Source organism: Cyanobium sp. Maggiore-St4-Cus, assembly GCF_024345615.1.
Lineage (GTDB): Bacteria > Cyanobacteriota > Cyanobacteriia > PCC-6307 > Cyanobiaceae > Cyanobium_A > Cyanobium_A usitatum.
Window position 1 is genome coordinate 1 of the sequence record NZ_JAGQBL010000020.1, and the last position, 18,630, is coordinate 18,630.

17 protein-coding genes, 1 tRNA gene and 1 other RNA gene are annotated in these 18,630 nt (G+C 64.4%); 10 read left to right on the plus strand and 9 right to left on the minus strand.

The genetic code is table 11. The features are described 5' to 3' along the window. Positions 1-1,122, plus strand: a 1,122-nt coding sequence (locus KBY99_RS14150) for an NADP-dependent isocitrate dehydrogenase (protein ID WP_254999700.1), incomplete at its 5' end; no start/stop codon positions are given. A gap of 11 nt (positions 1,123-1,133) precedes the next feature. On the opposite strand, the gene KBY99_RS14155 is transcribed toward KBY99_RS14150, so the two are convergent. Further along, positions 1,134-2,171, minus strand: a complete 1,038-nt coding sequence (locus KBY99_RS14155) for a hypothetical protein (RefSeq protein WP_254999701.1) — start codon at positions 2,169-2,171, stop codon at positions 1,134-1,136. Positions 2,172-2,209: 38 nt separating this feature from the next. Here KBY99_RS14155 and KBY99_RS14160 point away from each other — a divergent pair, with 38 nt between their 5' ends. Both KBY99_RS14160 and KBY99_RS14165 read left to right on the plus strand, forming a co-directional pair. Then, positions 2,210-3,517 carry a (Fe-S)-binding protein gene (locus KBY99_RS14160; RefSeq protein ID WP_254999703.1) on the plus strand — a complete coding sequence of 436 codons (1,308 nt, stop codon included), beginning with the start codon at positions 2,210-2,212 and terminating at the stop codon, positions 3,515-3,517. Beyond that, a complete protein-coding gene (locus KBY99_RS14165; protein WP_254999706.1) occupies positions 3,514-4,902 on the plus strand; it encodes an APC family permease in 1,389 nt (462 codons plus the stop codon). The genes KBY99_RS14160 and KBY99_RS14165 overlap by 4 nt, the downstream gene beginning before the upstream one ends. Here KBY99_RS14165 and KBY99_RS14170 read toward each other — a convergent pair. Further along, entirely contained in the window at positions 4,899-6,236 is a 1,338-nt protein-coding gene (locus KBY99_RS14170; RefSeq protein ID WP_254999707.1) for a four-carbon acid sugar kinase family protein, read from the minus strand. The two genes, KBY99_RS14165 and KBY99_RS14170, sit on opposite strands and share 4 nt — an antisense overlap. A 17-nt stretch (positions 6,237-6,253) precedes the next feature. Between KBY99_RS14170 and KBY99_RS14175 the strand changes: the two genes are divergently transcribed. Continuing rightward, positions 6,254-7,444, plus strand: coding sequence for an FAD-binding oxidoreductase (locus KBY99_RS14175; protein ID WP_261352767.1), 1,191 nt, complete (start codon positions 6,254-6,256; stop codon positions 7,442-7,444). Here KBY99_RS14175 and KBY99_RS14180 read toward each other — a convergent pair. Beyond that, the gene (locus tag KBY99_RS14180) at positions 7,356-8,315 is read right to left on the minus strand and encodes an alpha/beta fold hydrolase (protein WP_409996575.1); all 960 of its coding nucleotides are present in this window, start codon (positions 8,313-8,315) and stop codon (positions 7,356-7,358) included. The two genes, KBY99_RS14175 and KBY99_RS14180, sit on opposite strands and share 89 nt — an antisense overlap. Positions 8,316-8,330: 15 nt before the next feature. Between KBY99_RS14180 and KBY99_RS14185 the strand changes: the two genes are divergently transcribed. Next, positions 8,331-8,678, plus strand: coding sequence for a hypothetical protein (locus KBY99_RS14185; protein ID WP_254999710.1), 348 nt, complete (start codon positions 8,331-8,333; stop codon positions 8,676-8,678). On the opposite strand, the gene KBY99_RS14190 is transcribed toward KBY99_RS14185, so the two are convergent. Further along, a complete protein-coding gene (locus tag KBY99_RS14190) occupies positions 8,638-9,171 on the minus strand; it encodes a methyltransferase family protein (RefSeq protein ID WP_254999714.1) in 534 nt (177 codons plus the stop codon). The genes KBY99_RS14185 and KBY99_RS14190 overlap by 41 nt on opposite strands. Next, complete coding sequence (locus tag KBY99_RS14195; RefSeq protein ID WP_254999717.1) at positions 9,152-10,507, minus strand: cation:proton antiporter; 1,356 nt, start codon at positions 10,505-10,507, stop codon at positions 9,152-9,154. Before KBY99_RS14195 ends, KBY99_RS14190 begins: the two co-directional genes overlap by 20 nt. Positions 10,508-10,650: 143 nt before the next feature. Between KBY99_RS14195 and KBY99_RS14200 the strand changes: the two genes are divergently transcribed. Together KBY99_RS14200 and KBY99_RS14205 are read left to right on the plus strand one after the other, a co-directional pair. Then, positions 10,651-13,059 (plus strand): phosphoketolase, encoded by a 2,409-nt coding sequence (locus tag KBY99_RS14200; RefSeq protein ID WP_254999719.1) that lies wholly within the window; start codon positions 10,651-10,653, stop codon positions 13,057-13,059. Further along, positions 13,056-15,578: a glycogen/starch/alpha-glucan phosphorylase gene (locus tag KBY99_RS14205; protein WP_254999720.1), complete on the plus strand. Its 2,523-nt coding sequence runs from the start codon at positions 13,056-13,058 to the stop codon at positions 15,576-15,578. The genes KBY99_RS14200 and KBY99_RS14205 overlap by 4 nt, the downstream gene beginning before the upstream one ends. Before the next feature lie 13 nt (positions 15,579-15,591). Here KBY99_RS14205 and KBY99_RS14210 read toward each other — a convergent pair whose 3' ends face one another. The 3 genes from KBY99_RS14210 to KBY99_RS14220 all read right to left on the minus strand — a co-directional run bounded on the left by KBY99_RS14210 (position 15,592) and on the right by KBY99_RS14220 (position 16,586). Then, positions 15,592-16,071 (minus strand): hypothetical protein, encoded by a 480-nt coding sequence (locus KBY99_RS14210; protein ID WP_254941453.1) that lies wholly within the window; start codon positions 16,069-16,071, stop codon positions 15,592-15,594. A 36-nt stretch (positions 16,072-16,107) separates the two neighbouring features. Beyond that, a complete protein-coding gene (locus KBY99_RS14215) occupies positions 16,108-16,380 on the minus strand; it encodes a hypothetical protein (RefSeq protein WP_106632938.1) in 273 nt (90 codons plus the stop codon). Positions 16,381-16,512: 132 nt separating this feature from the next. Next, positions 16,513-16,586 (minus strand) — tRNA-Arg (locus KBY99_RS14220). A gap of 45 nt (positions 16,587-16,631) precedes the next feature. On the opposite strand from KBY99_RS14220, the gene rnpB reads away from it, so the two are divergent. Together rnpB and KBY99_RS14230 are read left to right on the plus strand one after the other, a co-directional pair. Then, positions 16,632-17,042, plus strand: an RNA gene (rnpB, locus tag KBY99_RS14225) — RNase P RNA component class A. Positions 17,043-17,060: 18 nt separating this feature from the next. Beyond that, on the plus strand, positions 17,061-17,780 hold the full coding sequence (locus KBY99_RS14230; RefSeq protein ID WP_254999721.1) for a ribonuclease III family protein: 720 nt from the start codon (positions 17,061-17,063) through the stop codon (positions 17,778-17,780). Here KBY99_RS14230 and KBY99_RS14235 read toward each other — a convergent pair. Next, positions 17,758-17,937, minus strand: a complete 180-nt coding sequence (locus KBY99_RS14235) for an NAD(P)H dehydrogenase subunit NdhS (RefSeq protein WP_106632954.1) — start codon at positions 17,935-17,937, stop codon at positions 17,758-17,760. The genes KBY99_RS14230 and KBY99_RS14235 overlap by 23 nt on opposite strands. A gap of 52 nt (positions 17,938-17,989) precedes the next feature. On the opposite strand from KBY99_RS14235, the gene rimM reads away from it, so the two are divergent. After that, a complete protein-coding gene (gene rimM / locus KBY99_RS14240) occupies positions 17,990-18,562 on the plus strand; it encodes a ribosome maturation factor RimM (protein WP_106632936.1) in 573 nt (190 codons plus the stop codon). Positions 18,563-18,630: the final 68 nt, after the last annotated feature.

Consider the following 18,630-nt stretch of genomic DNA (forward strand, 5'->3'; position numbering starts at 1 on the left):
AAGGGGCCCCTCACCACACCGATAGGCGGCGGCATCCGCTCGCTCAACGTGGCCCGGCGCCAGATCTTTGATCTCTACTGCTGCGTGCGTCCCTGCCGCTACTACGAGGGCACCCCCAGCCCCCACAAGAGGCCGCAAGACCTGGACGTGATCGTCTATCGCGAAAACACCGAAGACATCTACATGGGGATCGAGTGGGAAGCCAACGATCCGGTGTGCCTCGATCTGATCAAGCACCTCAATGAAGTGGTGATCCCAGCCAACGGCAAGCTGGGCCAGCGCCAGATCCCGGTGGGCGCCGGCATCGGCATCAAGCCCGTGAGTAAGCACGGCAGCCAGCGCCACATCCGCAAGGCGATCCAGCACGCCCTGCGCCTGGAGGGCGACAAGCGCCACGTGACCCTGGTGCACAAGGGCAACATCATGAAATTCACCGAGGGAGCCTTCCGCGACTGGGGCTACGAGCTAGCCACCACCGAATTCCGCGATGTCTGCATCACTGAGCGGGAGAGCTGGATCCTGGACAACGTCGAGCGCAATCCCGGCTTAAGCATCGAGGCCAATGCCCGCATGATCGAGCCCGGCTACGACAGCCTCACCCCCGAGAAGAAAGCCGCCATTGATGCCGAGGTGCAGGGCGTGCTCGATGCCATCGGCGCCAGCCACGGCGGTGGTAACTGGAAGCAGATGGTGCTTGTCGACGACCGCATCGCCGACAGCATCTTTCAGCAGATCCAGACTCGCCCCGCGGACTACTCGATCCTCGCCACCCTCAACCTCAACGGCGACTACATCTCCGATGCGGCCGCAGCCGTGGTGGGAGGCCTGGGCATGGCCCCCGGCGCCAACATCGGCGACAACGCCGCCATCTTCGAGGCCACCCACGGCACCGCTCCCAAGCACGCCGGCCTTGATCGCATCAATCCCGGCTCGGTGATCCTCAGCGGCGTGATGATGCTGGAGTTCATGGGCTGGCAGGAGGCCGCCGACCTAATCACTGCGGGCCTGAGCGCCGCCATCGCCAATGGCGAGGTGACCTACGACCTGGCCCGGCTGATGGAGCCTCCGGTGGAGCCGGTGAGCTGCAGTGGCTTTGCAGAGGCGATCGTCGCCAGGTTCTGAGCCGCGATCGCTCAGGGGACGGCTAGAGCTGGGGTGGGGATGATCTGCACCACCCCGCCCTCACTTGGGGACATAACCTTGGGTCCGCCAAGCACCGCGGGCTGATTAAAGCGGTCGACGCCCAGCAGCACCTCGTGACGCCCCTGACCACTGGCCTGGTGGATGCCGTTCTTCAGCTTTACGAAGGCGCTCAGATCAACGCGGGTAATTACATTGTATCGCTTCTGATTGGGGCGCAGCATTATGAACATGGTCATCACCACGTTCCAGCCGAACGCCAGCGCCAGCAGGGTGGCCAGTGTGCCGGAGCGCCTGCTCTTTCCGGGCCATAGACGCTCTATCCAGATGAAAGTGACAGCCCCAACTACGAAAATCAACACACAGCTCCATAGCGCCACACGGATGTAGAAATCCTGGGAGTAGATGCTGCGATCTTCGGTATCTACTCCTGCTTCGCGCACCCTTAGCAGCAATTGCTTCCAGGCGGTGGCATCTCCGGGACTGCGATCGACCAGCTCCGTATCCCTGGAGGGCATCAGAACTGCATCGAGCTCGCCAGCCATGCCATCTGGCGTGGTCGAGGTGCCGAGCTTGAAGGTGGTTTTGGGATAGGAGATCACCACCCGCGCGGCATTCGTTTTCTGCAGCTCCTGCTTCACAGACAACAGCAGATAATTGGCCATCTCGCTGTTGCTGGCCAGATCAATGCCAGCGAACTGCACCTCCAGCGGCTCCCCTTGCACCGGCAGCGAGGAGAGCTTCAGGGCCGCTACCGCCTGGTCTACTGCTGTGGCCATGCTGCGCTGCTGGGCGGCAATGCGCGGAAAGCTGGCCTGGCGCAGGATCGGGATCTGCAGTTTGGATGTGCCCAGGTCCTGAGCCCCGCCCAGCCAGGCCATCGCCCGCTGCATATCTGCGCTGTAGTTCAGCCACAGCTGGAAAGACACATAGCCGGCACTAAACAGCGCCAGCCCAGCACCGAGACCAATGAGATAATTGCGTTCGCTTCGGCTCACTCGCGGACCGGTGATCCGAAAGAGTCCTCTCATGACTGTGGTTCCAAAGCAAGGCCCCAACCTAGGGATCGATGACTGATCTGCCATCGGACCCCTGCGTGCACTGCGGCTTCTGCCTGCCCACCTGCGCCAGCTACCGGGTTCTGGGAACGGAGATGGATTCACCCCGGGGCCGCATCTACACCCTCAAGGCGATCGCCAACGGTGAACTGAGCCTCGATGCCACCGTGGCGAAGCACTTCGACAGTTGCCTGGGCTGTCTCGCCTGCGTAACCGCCTGTCCCTCAGGGGTGCGCTACGACCAACTTATCGAGGCCACGCGCCCCCAGCTCAACGCGCCTGAGCTGCGCAGCTCCGCCCAGCAGGCATTTCGCAAGCTGCTGTTTGCCCTGCTTCCCTACCCTGTGCGGCTTCGGGCCCTGCTCACGCCGCTGCGCCTTTACGCCGGCACCCCCCTGCAGGCCCTGGCCCGCCGCAGCGGGATCACCCGCCTATTCGGCCCCCAGCTGGAGGCCCTCGATCAGCTGCTTCCTCCCTTGGCGCCAGCCAGCTTCCGCGACGACTTCCCCCTGGTAGTGCCCGCCCAGGGTCCTCGCCGCGCCCGGGTAGGGCTGGTGCTGGGATGCGTCCAGCGTCTATTTGATCCAGCCGTGAACCAGGCCGCCGTGCAGGTGCTGAGCGCCAACGGCATCGAGGTGGTGATTCCGCCCAGCCAGGGCTGCTGCGGCGCCGTGACCCACCACCAGGGAGAACTCAGCCAGACCAACGAGCTGGCAATCGGCTTGATCCAAAGCTTCGAGGCCGTAGTGGGCCCAGGCAAGCCCGCCGGGGCCGGGCCTCTCGACGCCGTATTGGTGGCAGCTTCCGGTTGCGGCCACACCATGAAGGCCTACGGGCGGCTCACCGGCAGCAGCTTCTCCGCCCCGGTCGCGGATATTCAGGAGTTTCTCGCCGATCTCGGCCTAAGCCAGCCATTCCTCGCCGCCCTTAAGCCCCTTACCCACGCTGACGGCGAGCCAGCCAGCGCCAAACGCCCGCTCCGACTGGCTTATCACGACGCCTGCCACATGCTGCATGGCCAGGGCATCAGCAGCCAGCCCCGGGCCCTGCTCAATGCCATCCCCCACATCCAGCTGCGCGAAGCGACTGAAGCGGGAGTGTGCTGCGGCAGCGCCGGCATCTACAACCTGGTGCAGCCTGAGGAGGCCGCCGCCCTTGGGCAGCTCAAGGCCAAAGACCTAGCCGGCACCGGAGCCGAGCTGGCGGTTAGCGCCAACATCGGCTGCAGCCTGCAGATCCGGCGCCACCTGCAGGAGCTGCCCCAGCCGATCCGGGTGCTGCATCCGATGCAGTTGCTGGAGCAGAGCTACAGCGGTTGAGCCAACCCATCCCCGAGCAGCAGCCAGACAACCAGGCCCCTAAAGGCCGACTACTAAACATTCTGGGAGTGGGTTTTGGCTTGGCCGGTGCCGTAGGCGGCACGATCGGGGCCGGCATTCTGCGCACTCCGGGCCTGGTGGCAGCCCAATTGCCCTCAGCGGAGCTGGTGCTGACCGCCTGGCTGGCCGGCGGGCTCTATGCGCTGGTGGGGGCGGTGTGCATAGCCGAATTGGCGGCAGCCTTGCCGAAGGCCGGCGGTTGGTATGTCTACGCCGAGCGGGCCTTCGGCAAGCGCGTGGGCTTTCTGGTGGGCTGGACCGACTGGCTGGCCCATTGCATCGGCCTGGCCTGGGTGGCCACCACCGTGGGGGAATACGGCCAGGCCTTGCTGCCCGCCGCGATCCCCCAGGGGCCCTACACGGCCCGAATCCTGGCGCTGCTAGCCATCGGCCTGTTCAGCCTGATTCAGCTGCGAGGCCTGCGCGCCGGCAGCGCCAGCCAGGAATTACTCAGCCTCGCCAAGGCGGTGGCCTTTCTGGCCCTGGTGGCGGCCTGCTTCCTGCTGCCCATCCAGGCGGCGCCCCCTATCGCGCTATCACCGGCTGCGCCCATGGCGATCGCGAGCTGGCGGAGCCTGAGCCTGGCAGTGGTGCTGGCCCTACAGGCAGTGATCACCACCTACGACGGCTGGGCCAGCCCCGTTTATTTCGCTGAAGAATTCAGCGAGCCGGGGCGAGATCTACCCCGCTCCTTGATCGGCGGGGTTCTGGCGGTGCTGGTGCTTTATCTGCTGATCAACCTGGCCCTGCTGCATGTGCTGCCCATCGCCCAGCTGGCCAGCTCAAACCTGCCGGCCGCCGCCGCCGCACGCGCCCTGGCTGGGCCGCTGGGTGGCCTACTGATCACCGCGTTAGCGCTGGTCTCCCTGCTGGGCCTGATCAACACCGTGGTGATGGCCGCCCCGCGCATTTTGTTTGGTCTCAGCCGCGACGGCCTGCTGCCGAGCTTTGTTGCCCAAGTGAACGGGGGCGGCACCCCGAGCGCGGCCCTGCTGCTCACCAGCACTGCCGCCGCGGCCCTAGTGCTGGCCGGCTCCTTCGAGCGGCTGCTAACCATGGGCGCCGTGCTCTACGTGAGCCTGCCGCTGGCGGGCATTGCCTCCCTGGTGACCCTGCGCCAGCGGGAGCCGGAGCTGCCCCGCCCCTTTCTCACCTGGGGCTACCCCGTGTCCCCCTTACTGATCACGGCGGTGTCCCTGGCCTTCCTGATCGGCAGTACGGCCAACGACTGGCTAAGCAGCCTTGCCGCCCTAGCCCTGGTGGCCACGGGCTACGGCGTCTGCCTGTTGGCGGAGCGACGGCCCCTAGCAGAGGAGACGAGTTAATCCGCGCTTTCCAAGCCTTCCATCCAGCGCCATGCCAGCCGCAGCGTGTCCCCATCACCGAGGTTGCCGGGGAAGGTGAGCACCGGCAGAGGCTCTGGCAGATCAGCCAGCACCAAGGAAAGCCCCGGCAGCAGCTGGCCTTGCAACTCGACCGCCGCCAGAGCCAGACCATCGGCCAGCAGGGTGTGGGTAGTGATGCCCCCCTTGCTGATCAGGTAACCAAGCTGGGGCGCGAGGGCAGCAGCCAGCCGGGCCATCAGCGCCGCCAGAGCGTCGCCTAAACGGCGGCGCTGCGCCACTGATGAGCACTGGAGCTCACCCCGGCTGGTGTACAGCACAGGCGTTTGCCCCTGGGCCAGCACCCTCCGCAACTGAACCAGCCAGTCGGCCTCCAGGGAAGCCAGCAGGGGCTCCGGCAGGGAGCCTTCCAGCAGCCGCGCCAGCTTGGCGACAGGCAGCTCCAGCCCCACGCAGCGGGGCTCCGTCAGCAGCTGGGTGAGCTGGGCATCAGCCAAAGGCACGTGGGAGCCCACCAGCACCAGCCCTGGCTCAGAGCGGCGCAACCGGGCCAGGGCAGCTCCAGCCAGGGGCTGGGGCGGCAAAGCCGCTAAGGCCTGGATCCAACTAGCCGCCGACTGGGAAAGCACCGCCCGCGGCCAGGCCTGGCGCACCACCTGGGCCAGGGCGGCCAGTTGCTCCGGTCGCTCCCCGTCAACGGCTACCACGGGCCCGCCATCTAGGGCCGCCAATCGCTCCGCCAGGGCCTGGCCGCCATCACCGGCGGCGTAATCCAACTCGGCGCCGGTCAGACGCTGGACCTGGTGTGCGGCGATACGGCCCCCGCTTTTTTCCTCCACCCAAACCGGCAGATCGCTACTGGCGTAGCCAAACAGGCGGTCGCGGGCGAAGGCGGTTTCGTGCACGGGCTGGCCGTGCAAGCGATGCACCCCCTCCACGGTGGTGCGGCCCCCCTCAAAAAAGGCCGGGATCAACAAGGTGGCCGCAAAGGGGCCGAGCTCGGCCGCGATCACCTCCACCTCCAACGGGAAGTGACCCCGCAGGGTGGAGTCGCCGCGACTCACCAGCCACCAACGCTCAATGCCTGCCAGGGGCAGGGCCGCGGCCAGGGCCCGGCAGATCTGGCGCACCCGCTCCGCGGCTGCTTCCGGCGCCAGGGCCCGGGTGTTAGCCAGCAGAAACAGCAGCGGCGAAGGGTGCCGCAGCCCCGCAGCCAGGGTGGTGGCATCCCAGCGCAGCAGCAGCGGGCAGCTGTGCACCGTCTGGGAGCCGGTGGGGTCATCGTCGATGACGATGATTTTGAAGGAGGCGGCCATGGCACCATCGTGCCGTGATGACTCCGGAGCCCAGGGAGCTGCAGGAGCTGGTGCGCGAGCTGCACCAGCAGGCTGCGCCCTGGCAACCCGCCGGCCTGGGCAGCCGACTCAACTGGGGGCCGCCAGTTATGGGCGCCAGCGCCACCGTTAGCTGTAGGCGGCTGAGCGGCATCGTGGAGCACAGCCCTGGCGATTTCACTGTGACGGCCCTAGCCGGCACGCCCCTGGTCGAATTGCAAGCCGAACTGGCCCGCCACAGGCAATGGCTAGCCCTTGACTGGCCCTGGGGCAGCGGCCCAAACGGCCAAGCCAGCGGCAGCCTGGGCGGCCTGGTGGCAAGAGGCCTGGCCGGCGGTCTGCGTCAGCGCTATCTGGGCGTGCGCGACCAGATCATTGGGCTGGAATTGATCCGCAGCGACGGCACCCGCGCCCGGGCCGGGGGCAAGGTGGTGAAAAACGTGGCCGGCTACGACCTGATGCGCTTGATGACAGGCAGCTGGGGGTCCTTAGGACTGATCAGCAGCCTCACTCTGCGCACCATGCCGGAGCCACCCCAGCGGCGCGGCCTGAAGCTGGAAGGGCCGCTAGAAGCCCTAGGCCAACTGGCCTCCTGGCTGCTGGGCTCAAGCCTCAGCCCAGAGCGGATCGACTGGTGGCGCCCCTCTGCCGCCCAAGAAGACGGCACCGGACTGCTGATCAGCCTGGCCAGCATCAACGCCCTCACTCTCAATGAGCAGATCGGCTGCATCGCCGCCAAGGCTGCTCCCTTGGCAATCACGGCCCAAACTCTTGAACCCGCCGAACTCACAAGTCTGGTAGGCCAAAGCCAAGGGTCTGAAACTGGGTCCAGCGACTGGTTGCTGCGGCTGGCGGTGCGCCCCAACCAGACGACTGCCCTGCTCAACGATCCAGCCCTGGCCGGCTTGCCGGTGGTCCTAGGGGCTGGCAGTGGCCTAGGAATCGCCTGGGCAACTGGCTCCGCCCTACCGACCTACAAGGTGGACGCGCTCAGGCGCCATTGCCAGCAGGTTGGCGGCTACCTGACGGTGCTGCGCCAGCCCACCAGCAGCAAACTGCCGGCCTGGCTGGATGCCCCATCGCGGCCCATGATCGAAGCGATCAAACGGCAGTTTGACCCGAAGCAGCAACTGTCGCGCGGTCGTCTGCCGGGAGTGGGTCTGCCGGGTGTGAAGCCGCCCCGGAGCTGAGGCCGGCGATCCAGTCGAGCAGGGCAGCATTCACCTGATCTGGCACCTCGTCATGGGGACAGTGACCCGCCTCGAGCACCACCTCCCTGGTGCATGCAGGGGCATGGCGCTGGAAGGCAGCCCGCCGGCCCACGGGATTGATCCAGGGGTCCCGGATGCCCCAGAGCAAGAGCAAGGGACATGTCAGCTGGGCAAACAACTCATCGAGGGGCTGGCCGCGGGGAATATCAAACACGGTGCGGAAAACACCGAAGGCCCCCGGATCCAGCGACGGCCGCCGGATCGCCTCAACCAAGGCTTCATCGACGTTGGTCTTGTCGACATACACCTGGTTGAGGGTGCGGCGAATCGTGGCCGGCCGGCGCAAATTTTCAAACAACAACCGCTGCAGCACCGGACTTTTGAGCAGGGCTCCCGCAATGGTCTGGCGGGTGATCGCTCCCCAGCCCTTAGGCGGCGCCTGCTCATCGCTGAACGGCCCTGCCGCATTTAGCAGCACCACCCCGGCCGCCTGGTCCCCCAGGGCAGCACCCGCCGCCAAAGCTGAAAAACCGCCAAGGGAATTGCCCGCCAGCACCGTCGGCCGACCGATGCGCTCGTGCACATACGCGGCCAGCTGGTCGCGCCAGAGGGGGCCGCCGTAGGCAAGCTCGGCCGGCTTGGCACTGCGACCGAAGCCCAGCAGGTCGATGGCGTGCACCTCATGGCGCTGGGCCAGCTCGGGAATGTTGTGGCGCCAGTGGTCCGTGGAAGCACCAAAGCCATGCACCAGCAAGATCGCGGGGCCCTCGGGCTCAGCCGGCGCCGCTGCGATGGCGTGCACTGGATGGCCGGCGTAGCTCCAGAGCTGGGGTGCAGACACGGAAGCCACCTTGATGCGTCCAGGGTGGTCGATGCTAGGGAGATCCGCGGCGCGCCATTGCCCCTCACCAGCCCTGACTGGAGCCCCTTCCTGCCGGGGATCGCCCTGTGGGCCCTGGCCCTATACCTCCCCTTGAGCGGCCCCCTGGGGCGCCTGGAGGAAGCCCTGGCCGCGGGCTCCCTGCCGAGCCCTGTCCAGCAGGTGATGCTGGTGGTTAGCAGCTTGCTGCTGGCCCTGGCCATCGGGGTGCTGGCCGACCTGAGCCTGAGCTGGGCCCTAGGCCCCGACTGGGCCAGCAGCCTCGGCCTGATCGCCGCAGGCTGGGGGCTGTTCACAGCGCTCGCCAGTCGAGCCAGGGAAGACGGGGAATGATTGCCGGTGTGCGGGCCCTGTAGGCGGCGTAATCGGGATAGGCAAGCTCAAGGGCCCGCTCCTCGCGGCGCGCCTTACCGCCCAGCACTGCCACCAGGGCCAGCAGCAGGGCCAGATGCAGCAGGCTGCCCAGGGCCAAACTCACCCCCAGGGAACAAAGCAGCACCGCTTGATAGAGGGGGTGACGGCAACGGCCATAGGCCCCGCTTGTCACTAATGGGGCGCCAGGAATCGGATCAGGCAGGGGCGTAAGGCTGGAACCCAGCCCCCAGAACGCCTGGACCGCCAACACCAGACCCAGCATCAGCAAAATGGCACCGGCTAAGGCCAGCGGCAGGGGCCAGGCATAACCCCAGGCGCCGGGGGCAGGCCAGGGCGGCAGCAGGTGGGCGGCAATCAGGGCCAGCTGGGCCAGCAGCCACCACTCACCGTGGCGGTTGTCTAGCCAGCCCCCCCAACTCAGCCCCCAGCGCTCAGGTTGGAATTTCGGCAAGTGGATCAAGATCCGGACCTCCAGCGCTGCCACCCAGCACCAGTCTGAGCAGGATCGGCGCCAGGAAGGTGGTGCCGATCACCATCAGCAAGATTGCGGCCTCCAGCGGCTTGGTAAGCAGCCCAGCCTGGGTACCCAGACCAAGAAAAATCAAGCCCACCTCGCCCCGGGGCATCATCCCCAAACCAACCACCAACCGGTTGGTTTTCTCCTTGCTGAAATAGCTCCAGCCGGTTGCCACCTTGCCGGCAATCGCCACAGTGAGCAGGAAGGCCGCCACGATCAATCCCTCCCGGTTTTCAGGGTTCAGCGGATTGAGCACCGACAGATCCATGCCCGTGCCAATCAGCACAAAGAAGATCGTGGCAAACAGGGCAACTAGGGGCTTAACGGTGTCCTGGATCGCATGGGTGTGCTTAGAAGAGCTGAGAATCAAGCCTGCAGCGAAAGCGCCAAGAGCCGCTTCCAGGCCGATCGCCTGGGCCACAAAACAGCAGAGCGACAACACCACGAAAGCCGCCACCACCACTTCGCCAGGGGCCTTGAGCTGATCGAGCAGCCAGTCGAACCCAGGAGCAGCAGTGCGGCTCAGGAACAGGGCCGCCGCCACAAACACCGCTGCCGCCGCAACCAACTTCAGGATCGGACCCACGGTGAAGCCCTCGCCGCCAGCCAGGCTCACCACCACCGCAAGGATCACGATGCCAAGAATGTCATCGAGTACGGCCGCGCCGATCACCGTCTGACCCTCGCGAGTGCGCAGAAACTTCAACTCACCAAACACACTGGCGGTGATGCCGATGCTGGTGGCCGTCATCGCCGCACCGGCGAAGATCGCCGGAATCAGGGGCACATGGAAGATGTAATAAAGGCCCGCAGTGCCCAGGGCAAAGGGAAGCACCACCCCGGTTACGGCAACGGTGGTGGCCTGGGCACCCACCGCTACCAGCTCCTCGAGCTCGCTTTCCAGTCCGGTGAGAAACAACAGGGCAAACAGGCCGATCTGGGAGACCGCCTGCAGATTCGGGAAGGTCTCGGCGTAGATCTCCTGCACCTTTTCCGGTGAGAGATCGGCCAGAGAGCTGAGCAAGCCCAAGCCCCAACTGCTGAGTTGGACCTGGGTTTCGGGCGGCACGATCAAATGCAGACCGGAAACGCCAATCAGAACGCCAGCTACCAGCTCCCCCAGGATCGTGGGCAACTGCACTCGCACCATCAGCTCCGCCAGCAGCCTGGCCGCCACGAAGATCACTAGAAACTCCCCCACCGAAATCAAGGTTTCAGCAACTTCGGCTTGGTGACTGCCGATTTCAAGCAAAAGCGCTGGCAGAACCATGGATCGGTGAGTTCGCGGTAGTGAGAGGCGCGACCATAAAGCCGCCCGCGCCACAGTGTTTGGACCCTGATCACTATCAGGCCGTGTGGTTGGGCTTTGGCAACCGTGGCTACGGTTTGAATAACGAGTAGATGACGCGAGTAATGGCAGAGCAACTGCAGCGTCTTGATGCCTGGTGGCGGGCCGCCAACTATTTAGCGGTGGGGATGATCTACCTGCAGGACAACCCCCTGCTGAGCGAACCGCTGCAACCTGCCCATATCAAAAGTCGGCTGCTGGGGCATTGGGGCTCGAGCCCGGGTCAATCCTTTATCTGGGCCCATGCCAACCGAGTGATCCGGTCCCACGACCTCGACATGATTTATCTGTCGGGCCCGGGCCATGGCGCCCCTGGGGTGCTGGCGCCCACCTACCTCGACGGCTCCTACAGCGAGATCTATCCCGACAAGTCGACGGATGCTGCCGGCATGCAGCGCTTCCTTAAGCAGTTTTCCTTCCCCGGCCACATCGGTAGCCACTGCACACCCGAAACCCCTGGCTCGATCCACGAGGGCGGCGAGCTGGGCTACGTGCTCTCCCACGCCTGCGGAGCGGTGTTCGACAACCCCAGCCTGATCGCCCTGGCCTGCGTCGGCGATGGCGAAGCGGAAACCGGGCCCTTGGCCACCAGCTGGCACATCAACAAGTTCCTCAACCCCGCATCCGACGGCGCCGTGCTGCCGGTGTTGCACCTCAACGGCTACAAAATCGCCAACCCCACCCTGCTGGCCCGCATCCCCAGGGAGGAGCTCGCCAGCTTGATGCGGGGCTACGGCTGGGAGCCCCTGTTTGTGGAAGGCAGCGAGCCGATGGCGATGCACCAAGCCATGGCAGCCGCCATGGACAGCGCCATAAACCGTATCCAAGAGGTGCAAGCGGAGGCCCGCCGCAGCGGCGTTCCCAGCAACGTCAACCGGCCCCGTTGGCCCATGATCGTGTTGCGATCACCTAAGGGCTGGACAGGGCCGGCGGAGCTGAATGGCAAAAAGTTGGAAGGCTTCTGGCGCAGCCACCAGGTGCCCCTGCCCGATCCCAAGCGAGACCCAGCCCAGCTAGAGCAACTTGAAGCCTGGCTGCATAGCTACCGCCCTGGCGAACTCTTTGATGGGCAGGGCAGCCTGATACCCGAGCTACGCGCCCTCTCGCCAAGTGGCCAGCGCCGCATGGGCTCCAACCCCCATGCCAACGGTGGGCTGCTGCGCCGCCGCCTGAATCTGCCGCCGGTCCATACCTATGCCGTGCCCGTTGAGCAACCGGGCCAGCACGAGGCCGAAAACACCGCTCCCCTGGGGGAGCTGCTGCGCGATGCCATTGCCCTGAACCCCGATTCCGTGCGCGTGTTCGGACCGGATGAAACCGCCTCCAACCGGCTGCAAGCCATCTACGAGATCAGTAAAAAGGTCTGGATGGAGGAATTTCTGCCGGAAGACCTCAACGGCAGCGAACTCTCCCGCAGCGGCCGCGTTGTCGAGATGTTGAGCGAACACACCTTGGTGGGAATGATGGAGGGCTACCTACTCACCGGCCGCCATGGTTTTTTCCACACCTATGAGGCCTTCGCCCATGTGATTGCCTCGATGTTCAACCAACACGCCAAGTGGCTGGAATCCTGCATTCACCACGCCCCCTGGCGCGCGCCGATTTCCCCCTGGAACTGTCTGATCTCCAGCACCGTGTGGCGCCAAGACCACAACGGCTTCACCCACCAGGATCCTGGCTTCATCGATCTCGCCGGCAACAAAAGTGGCGAGGTGGTGCGGGTCTACCTGCCGGCCGATGCCAACAGCCTGCTGGCGGTAGCTGAACAGGCGCTACAGGAAACGAATGTGTGCAACATCATCGTTTCTGACAAACAGAAGCACCTGCAATATCTAACTCTGGAGCAGGCCCGTGCCCACGTGGCCAAGGGCATCGGCCTATGGAGCTGGGCGAGCAACGACGAGTGCGGCACTGAACCAAATGAGCCTGATGTGGTGATGGCCTGCGCTGGCGACATCCCTACTAAGGAAACACTTGCCGCAGTTGAAATTCTGCGGCATGAAATCCCGAGCTTAAAAATCCGAGTGCTCAATGTGGTGAAGCTATTTGCTCTCACCACTCCGAGCGAACACCCCCACGGCCTCAGCGATCGGGACTTCAACAGCCTATTCACCACGAATCGACCGGTGATCTTCAATTTTCACGGCTACCCGTGGCTAATCCACCGACTCACCTACCACCGCACCAACCACGTCAACTTCCATGTGCGCGGATACAAGGAGAAAGGCAACATCAACACCCCTCTGGAGCTGGCGATGAACAATCAGATCGACCGCTTCAACTTGGTTATTGATGTGATTGACCGGGTTGCGGGCCTGGGCTCCCGCGCTGCCCACGTCAAAGAGCGCATGAAGGAGGCGATCTTGGCCAATCGGGCCCACGCCCATGAGCACGGCATGGATGCGGAGGATGTCACCAACTGGCGATGGAACCCACTGTCTGCAGCGGCCCATGCGGGAGAATCACCCATATGAGCGACTTCCAACCCAGCAACCTGCGTCTGCCCACCCCGGGCTGCTACGCCGACCCAGATCGCAGTGGCCTGACCGCGGAAAACGTGTTCGACGGCATGACCGAACACCTTTTTTACACGCTCGGCAAGCTCGCCCCCACGGCCAGCCGCCACGACCTCTACATGGCCCTCAGCTACGCGGTGCGCGACCGGCTGATGACCCGATACCTGGCTGGCATTGAGGCGCTCAGTGCCACCCCGACTCGGGTGGTGGCCTACCTCTCCGCTGAATTTCTGATCGGGCCCCAATTGGGCAACAACCTGTTGATGCTGGGCATCCAGCAAGAAGCGGCAGAAGCCTTGCGCCGTTTCGGCATCAACGACATCAACGAGATCCTCGATGTCGAAGAGGAGCCTGGCCTGGGCAACGGAGGCCTGGGGCGGCTGGCGGCCTGCTTCCTGGAGTCGCTGGCCTCGCTGGAAATCCCAGCCACCGGCTACGGCATCCGCTACGAATTCGGCATTTTTGACCAGCTGATTCGCGATGGCTGGCAGGTGGAAATCACCGATAAGTGGCTCAAGAGCGGCTGGCCCTGGGAGCTACCCCACCCCGATCAAGCCTGCTTCGTGGGCTTCGGTGGCCACACCGAGAGCTACCGCGATGAGCACGGCACCTATCGGGTGCGCTGGATTCCGGCAGAGCACGCCATCGGCATTCCCCACGACGTGCCGGTCCTGGGCTACCGGGTCAACACCTGCGACCGGCTGCGGTTGTGGCGAGCCGATGCCGCCGAATCGTTTGACTTCTATGCCTTCAACAGCGGCGACTATTACGGCGCCGTAGAGGAAAAGGTGGGCTCCGAGACCCTCTCCAAGGTGCTCTATCCCAACGACGGCACAGATGAGGGTCGGCGCCTGCGCCTGAAGCAGCAGCACTTCTTCGTGAGCTGCTCCCTGCAGGACATGATCCGCAACCTCGATGCCCGCGGCATCCCGATCACGGATTTCCCCGATCACTGGGCGGTGCAGCTAAACGACACCCATCCGGCCATCGCCGTGGCAGAGCTGATGCGCCTGCTACTCGATGACAAGCACCTGGACTGGGAGGTCGCCTGGAACATCACCAGTCGCGCGCTCTCATACACCAATCACACCCTGCTGCCTGAAGCCCTCGAGAAGTGGGGCTTGGGGCTATTTGGCTCCCTGCTACCCCGCCACCTGGAGCTGATCTACGAAATCAACCGCCGCTTCTTGCAACAGGTGCGTTTGAAATATCCGGGCAACGAGCAGATCCTGCGCAAGGTCTCGATCATCGATGAGGAGGGCGACAAGGCAGTCCGTATGGCCAATCTGGCCACCGTTGCTTCCCACCACGTCAACGGGGTAGCAGCCCTGCACAGCGAACTGGTCAAAACCGAGCTGTTTCCAGAATTCGCGGCCCTATGGCCCGAGAAATTCACCAATGTCACCAACGGGGTCACCCCTAGGCGCTGGGTGGCCCTGGCCAATCCCCAGCTCTCAGCCCTGCTGAATGAATCAATTGGCACCGGCTGGATTAACCGCCTCGATGAGCTGCGCCGCCTGGAGCAGTTCGTCGACGACAGCAGCTTCCTCGAGCGCTGGGAAGCCACCAAGCTGGGCGTTAAGGGCCAGCTGAGTCGTTACATCCATCGCCACACGGGTGTGCTGGTCGATCCCACCTCCCTGTTCGATGTGCAGGTGAAGCGGATCCACGAATACAAGCGCCAGCACCTCAATGCCTTGCAGGTGGTGGCCCAGTACCTGCGCATCAAGAATGGTCAGGCTGAGGGTATGGCCCCGCGCACGGTGATCTTCGGCGGCAAGGCGGCTCCCGGCTACTACATGGCCAAGCTGATCATCCGCTTCATCAACGGCATCGCCGAAACGATCAACGCAGACCCCGACATGGAGGGCCGGCTGCGGGTGATCTTCCTGGCCGATTACAACGTCAAGCTGGGTGAGCGGGTTTATCCCGCCTCCGACCTCTCGGAGCAGATCTCCACCGCCGGCAAGGAAGCCTCCGGCACCGGCAACATGAAGTTCGCCATGAATGGGGCGCTGACCATCGGCACTCTCGATGGCGCCAACGTGGAAATCCGCGAACAGGTGGGTGCCGAGAACTTCTTCCTGTTTGGCAAGACCGCTGAGGAGATCTCCGAGCTGTCCCAGTCGGGTTATCGCCCCTGGGAGCTGATCGGGGGAATGCCCGAGTTGGCCGAGATCCTGCGACTGGTGGAGCAGGGCCACTTCAGCAATGGGGATGGCGACCTATTTAGGCCGCTGCTGCAAAACCTCACCGGCCGGGATCCCTTCTTCGTGCTGGCCGACTTCAACGACTATCTGCGGGCCCAGTCCGAGGTCGACCTGGCCTGGGCCGACAGGGGTCGCTGGAACCGCATGTCGTTGCTGAATTCAGCCCGCAGTGGCTTCTTCTCTTCAGATCGCTCAATCCGCGACTACGCAGAGCGGATCTGGAAAGCCGAAAGCTTCCCGGTCACGATCACCTGCGAGCTGGACTGAGCAGGGAGATGGCTTAACCGGGCAGGTCTGGAGTTTGGTGGAGCAGCCGATTCAGCCTTAGGCGATCGGCATTAAGCGGATCAGGGGCCAGCTCACCGGCCACTTCCCGAAACTTTTGCTCCACCTCGTCGGGCACCCGCACGTCAAAGATGCGCTCCATCAGCGCCTCAATGGAGAAGAGGTGGGCATTGATGTTTTCCAGGTCCGCCATGGCCTGCTGGAAGGCATCGGGCTCAGCGCCCTCATCCTCAACAGCCCCTGTACCTGCCCCTTGGCCGCCAGGAGCGGCATTGGCCGGACTGGCGGCAGCTTCAGTTGCCTCCTGCTGCTTCTGCAACTCTTCCATCACCCGGCCTGCCAGGGTGCGAAAAGATTGCAGCGCAGCCCAATTAAGCTCCTGCTGCTGACGCAGGGTGGGGTTTTCACGGATCAATCGGTCATGTTCCCGATAGAACCGCTGGCAATCAGGGCATTGGCAGGGCTCTTCTGGCACCGCACTCCCTTTGGATCTCAATCTCCATCATGGCACTCACGCCGCCAAGGGGATCTCGATCGAGGTCACCACGTTGATTACGTCGCGCAGCCGCATCGAATCGGCAAACCAGCCCATGGCTTGCTCGGTATCACCACTGCGCTCAGCGTCGGTGGCCTGCTCCTCGTGAGCCTCAGCTAGCAGGGCCAGCCAACAAAGGCAGCGGGCTTGAACCACCGAAAGGTCGAGCTCGTCGGGCTGGCTATCGGCGATGCGTTCGCTCTCCTGCTGCACCAGCAGACGCAGACGCAGATCGTGAAGCTGGGTCATCGCGGTCAAACGACTGGGACCACGCTAGCCCCGGTGCTGCGAATGGGTAGGGCACCACCTGTAGCGCTCGCTACCCCTAGCCGTGAAGGCTGGATTGGCGAAGCTTCATCGCGTGACTGGGCTTTTAAAGAACGGGGCTGGCGGGACTCGAACCCACGACCTACGGTTTAGGAAACCGTCGCTCTATCCGGCTGAGCTACAGCCCCATCCCGGCCATCCCGCAAGACGTCCGTGTCGGCATTATGGAATGCGAAAGCAGGCGAGGTGATCGCGATCAGGGCTGCGGCACCTCCACGGAGGAAGCTGGAGCCCTTGGTTGAGGAAAGTCCGGGCTCCCCAATGGCCAGGCTTGCTGGGTAACGCCCAGTGCGGGTGACCGTGAGGACAGTGCCACAGAAACACACCGCCGATGGCAGGGGGCTCGCCCTCCGCACAGGTAAGGGTGCAAGGGTGCGGTAAGAGCGCACCAGCAGCATCGAGAGGTGCTGGCTAGGTAAACCCCAGCTAGGAGCAAGGCCCAGGGACAACGGTTGGCCATGACACCCGTCCCGTTTCAAGTGCGCCGCTCGAGGCCGCCGGCAACGGCGGTCCCAGACAGATGATCACCCCCCACCGGCTCGCTGGTGGGAGAACAGAACCCGGCTTACGTCCTGCTTTCACCCCTTTTTTCCCGCCAGCCCATGCGGCCCGAACGCCACCAGCAGCTGGTTGCCTTCCTGCGCTCCCTGGGCCTGGAGGTTGGCGACCGTGACCTTGCCCCCATAGAGGAGGCTCTCAGCCACACCTCAGCGGGTCTGGCCCGCAACCACGAGCGCCTGGAATTCCTTGGCGACGCCGTGCTGCGCCTAGCCGCAGCGGAGTTTCTACAACGGCACTATCCAAACCTGAGCGTGGGGCGCTGCTCTGCCCTGCGAGCCCAATTGGTAAGCGACCGCTGGCTGGCAGAACTGGGCGAGCACTGCAAGATCGAATCAGTGCTGCACCTAGGCCCAATGGCCAGTGGTGATCAGGCCGGACGGGCCACGGTGCGGGCGGAATGCTGTGAAGCCCTGCTAGGTGGCCTCTATGAAGCCTGGGGCGCCGGCCAGGGCGGACTGGAGCCGGTGCACCGCTGGCTCTCTCCCTACTGGCAGCGCAGCAGCAGCGAATTACTGGCCGATCCAGACCGCCACAACTGGAAGTCGGCCCTGCAGGAGTGGACCCAGGCGGCCGGGCTGGGCCTGCCGCACTACGACTGCCAGGAGCGCAGCCAAGTCCACGCTGACCCGCGCCGCTTTTATTGCAGCGTGGCGATTGCGGGCCAGGCAAGCCATACCGGCTGGGGGCCTTCAAGGCGCAGCGCCGAACAGGAGGCAGCCCGGGCCGCCCTCGCTGTGATCAAGCCTGCTCCAGGAGCTTGAGCGGCATGGTGACGAGCTTGTCCCAGTTGCCGCCCTCAAACAGCACGGCGGCCTGCTGACCGCTGATCCGTTGCACGAAGCCCCGGTAGCCGTTGTAAATCGAGCGGCCGTCACGCACCACCACGGTGGAGCCCGGCAGGATCGGCAGGTCGGCCATGATTTGAGCGAGGCGTAGGGCCATTATCGGGTGACGCGGGAAGTAGCTGGCCATGGCCGATCAAACCAGCAGCAGCCAGATCGCCACTCCTGCCCCCGACGATCTACTTGTGGTCGGCAAAGTGGTGTCAGCCCAAGGGCTCCAGGGCGAGCTGAGGGTGCTGCCCATGAGCGATTTCCCGGAGCGATTCACCCGGGCAGGCCGGCGCTGGTTGCAGCGGCGGGAAGAGGCGCCGCGGCAAGTGGAGCTGCTGAGCGGCAGGCAACTGCCAGGCAAGGAACTGTTTGTGGTGCGACTCGCCGCCATCGACAGCCGGGAAGCGGCCGAAGCCCTGGTGGGTGACCAGTTGCTGGTACCCCTAGCCGACCGCCCCAAGCTGGCCAAAGGTGAATTTCACCTGCTCGACCTGGTGGGCACCGAAGTGCGGCTGCTGGAGGATCAAAGGCCCATTGGCAAGGTTCGCGATCTGATCCACGCTGGCAACGACCTGCTGGAGGTAGAGCAGGAAACCCCCGATGGCCCGCGGCGACTGCTTATCCCCTTCGTGACTGCGATCGTGCCAGAAGTCCATCTCGAGGAAGGCTGGATCGGCATCACCCCGCCCCCCGGGCTGCTGGAGCTTTAGGCGACTCTTAGAAGGCTGCCGTTTGCTGGTTAGCCAAAGGTGACCTTGAATGGGTTCAACCCAGTCCG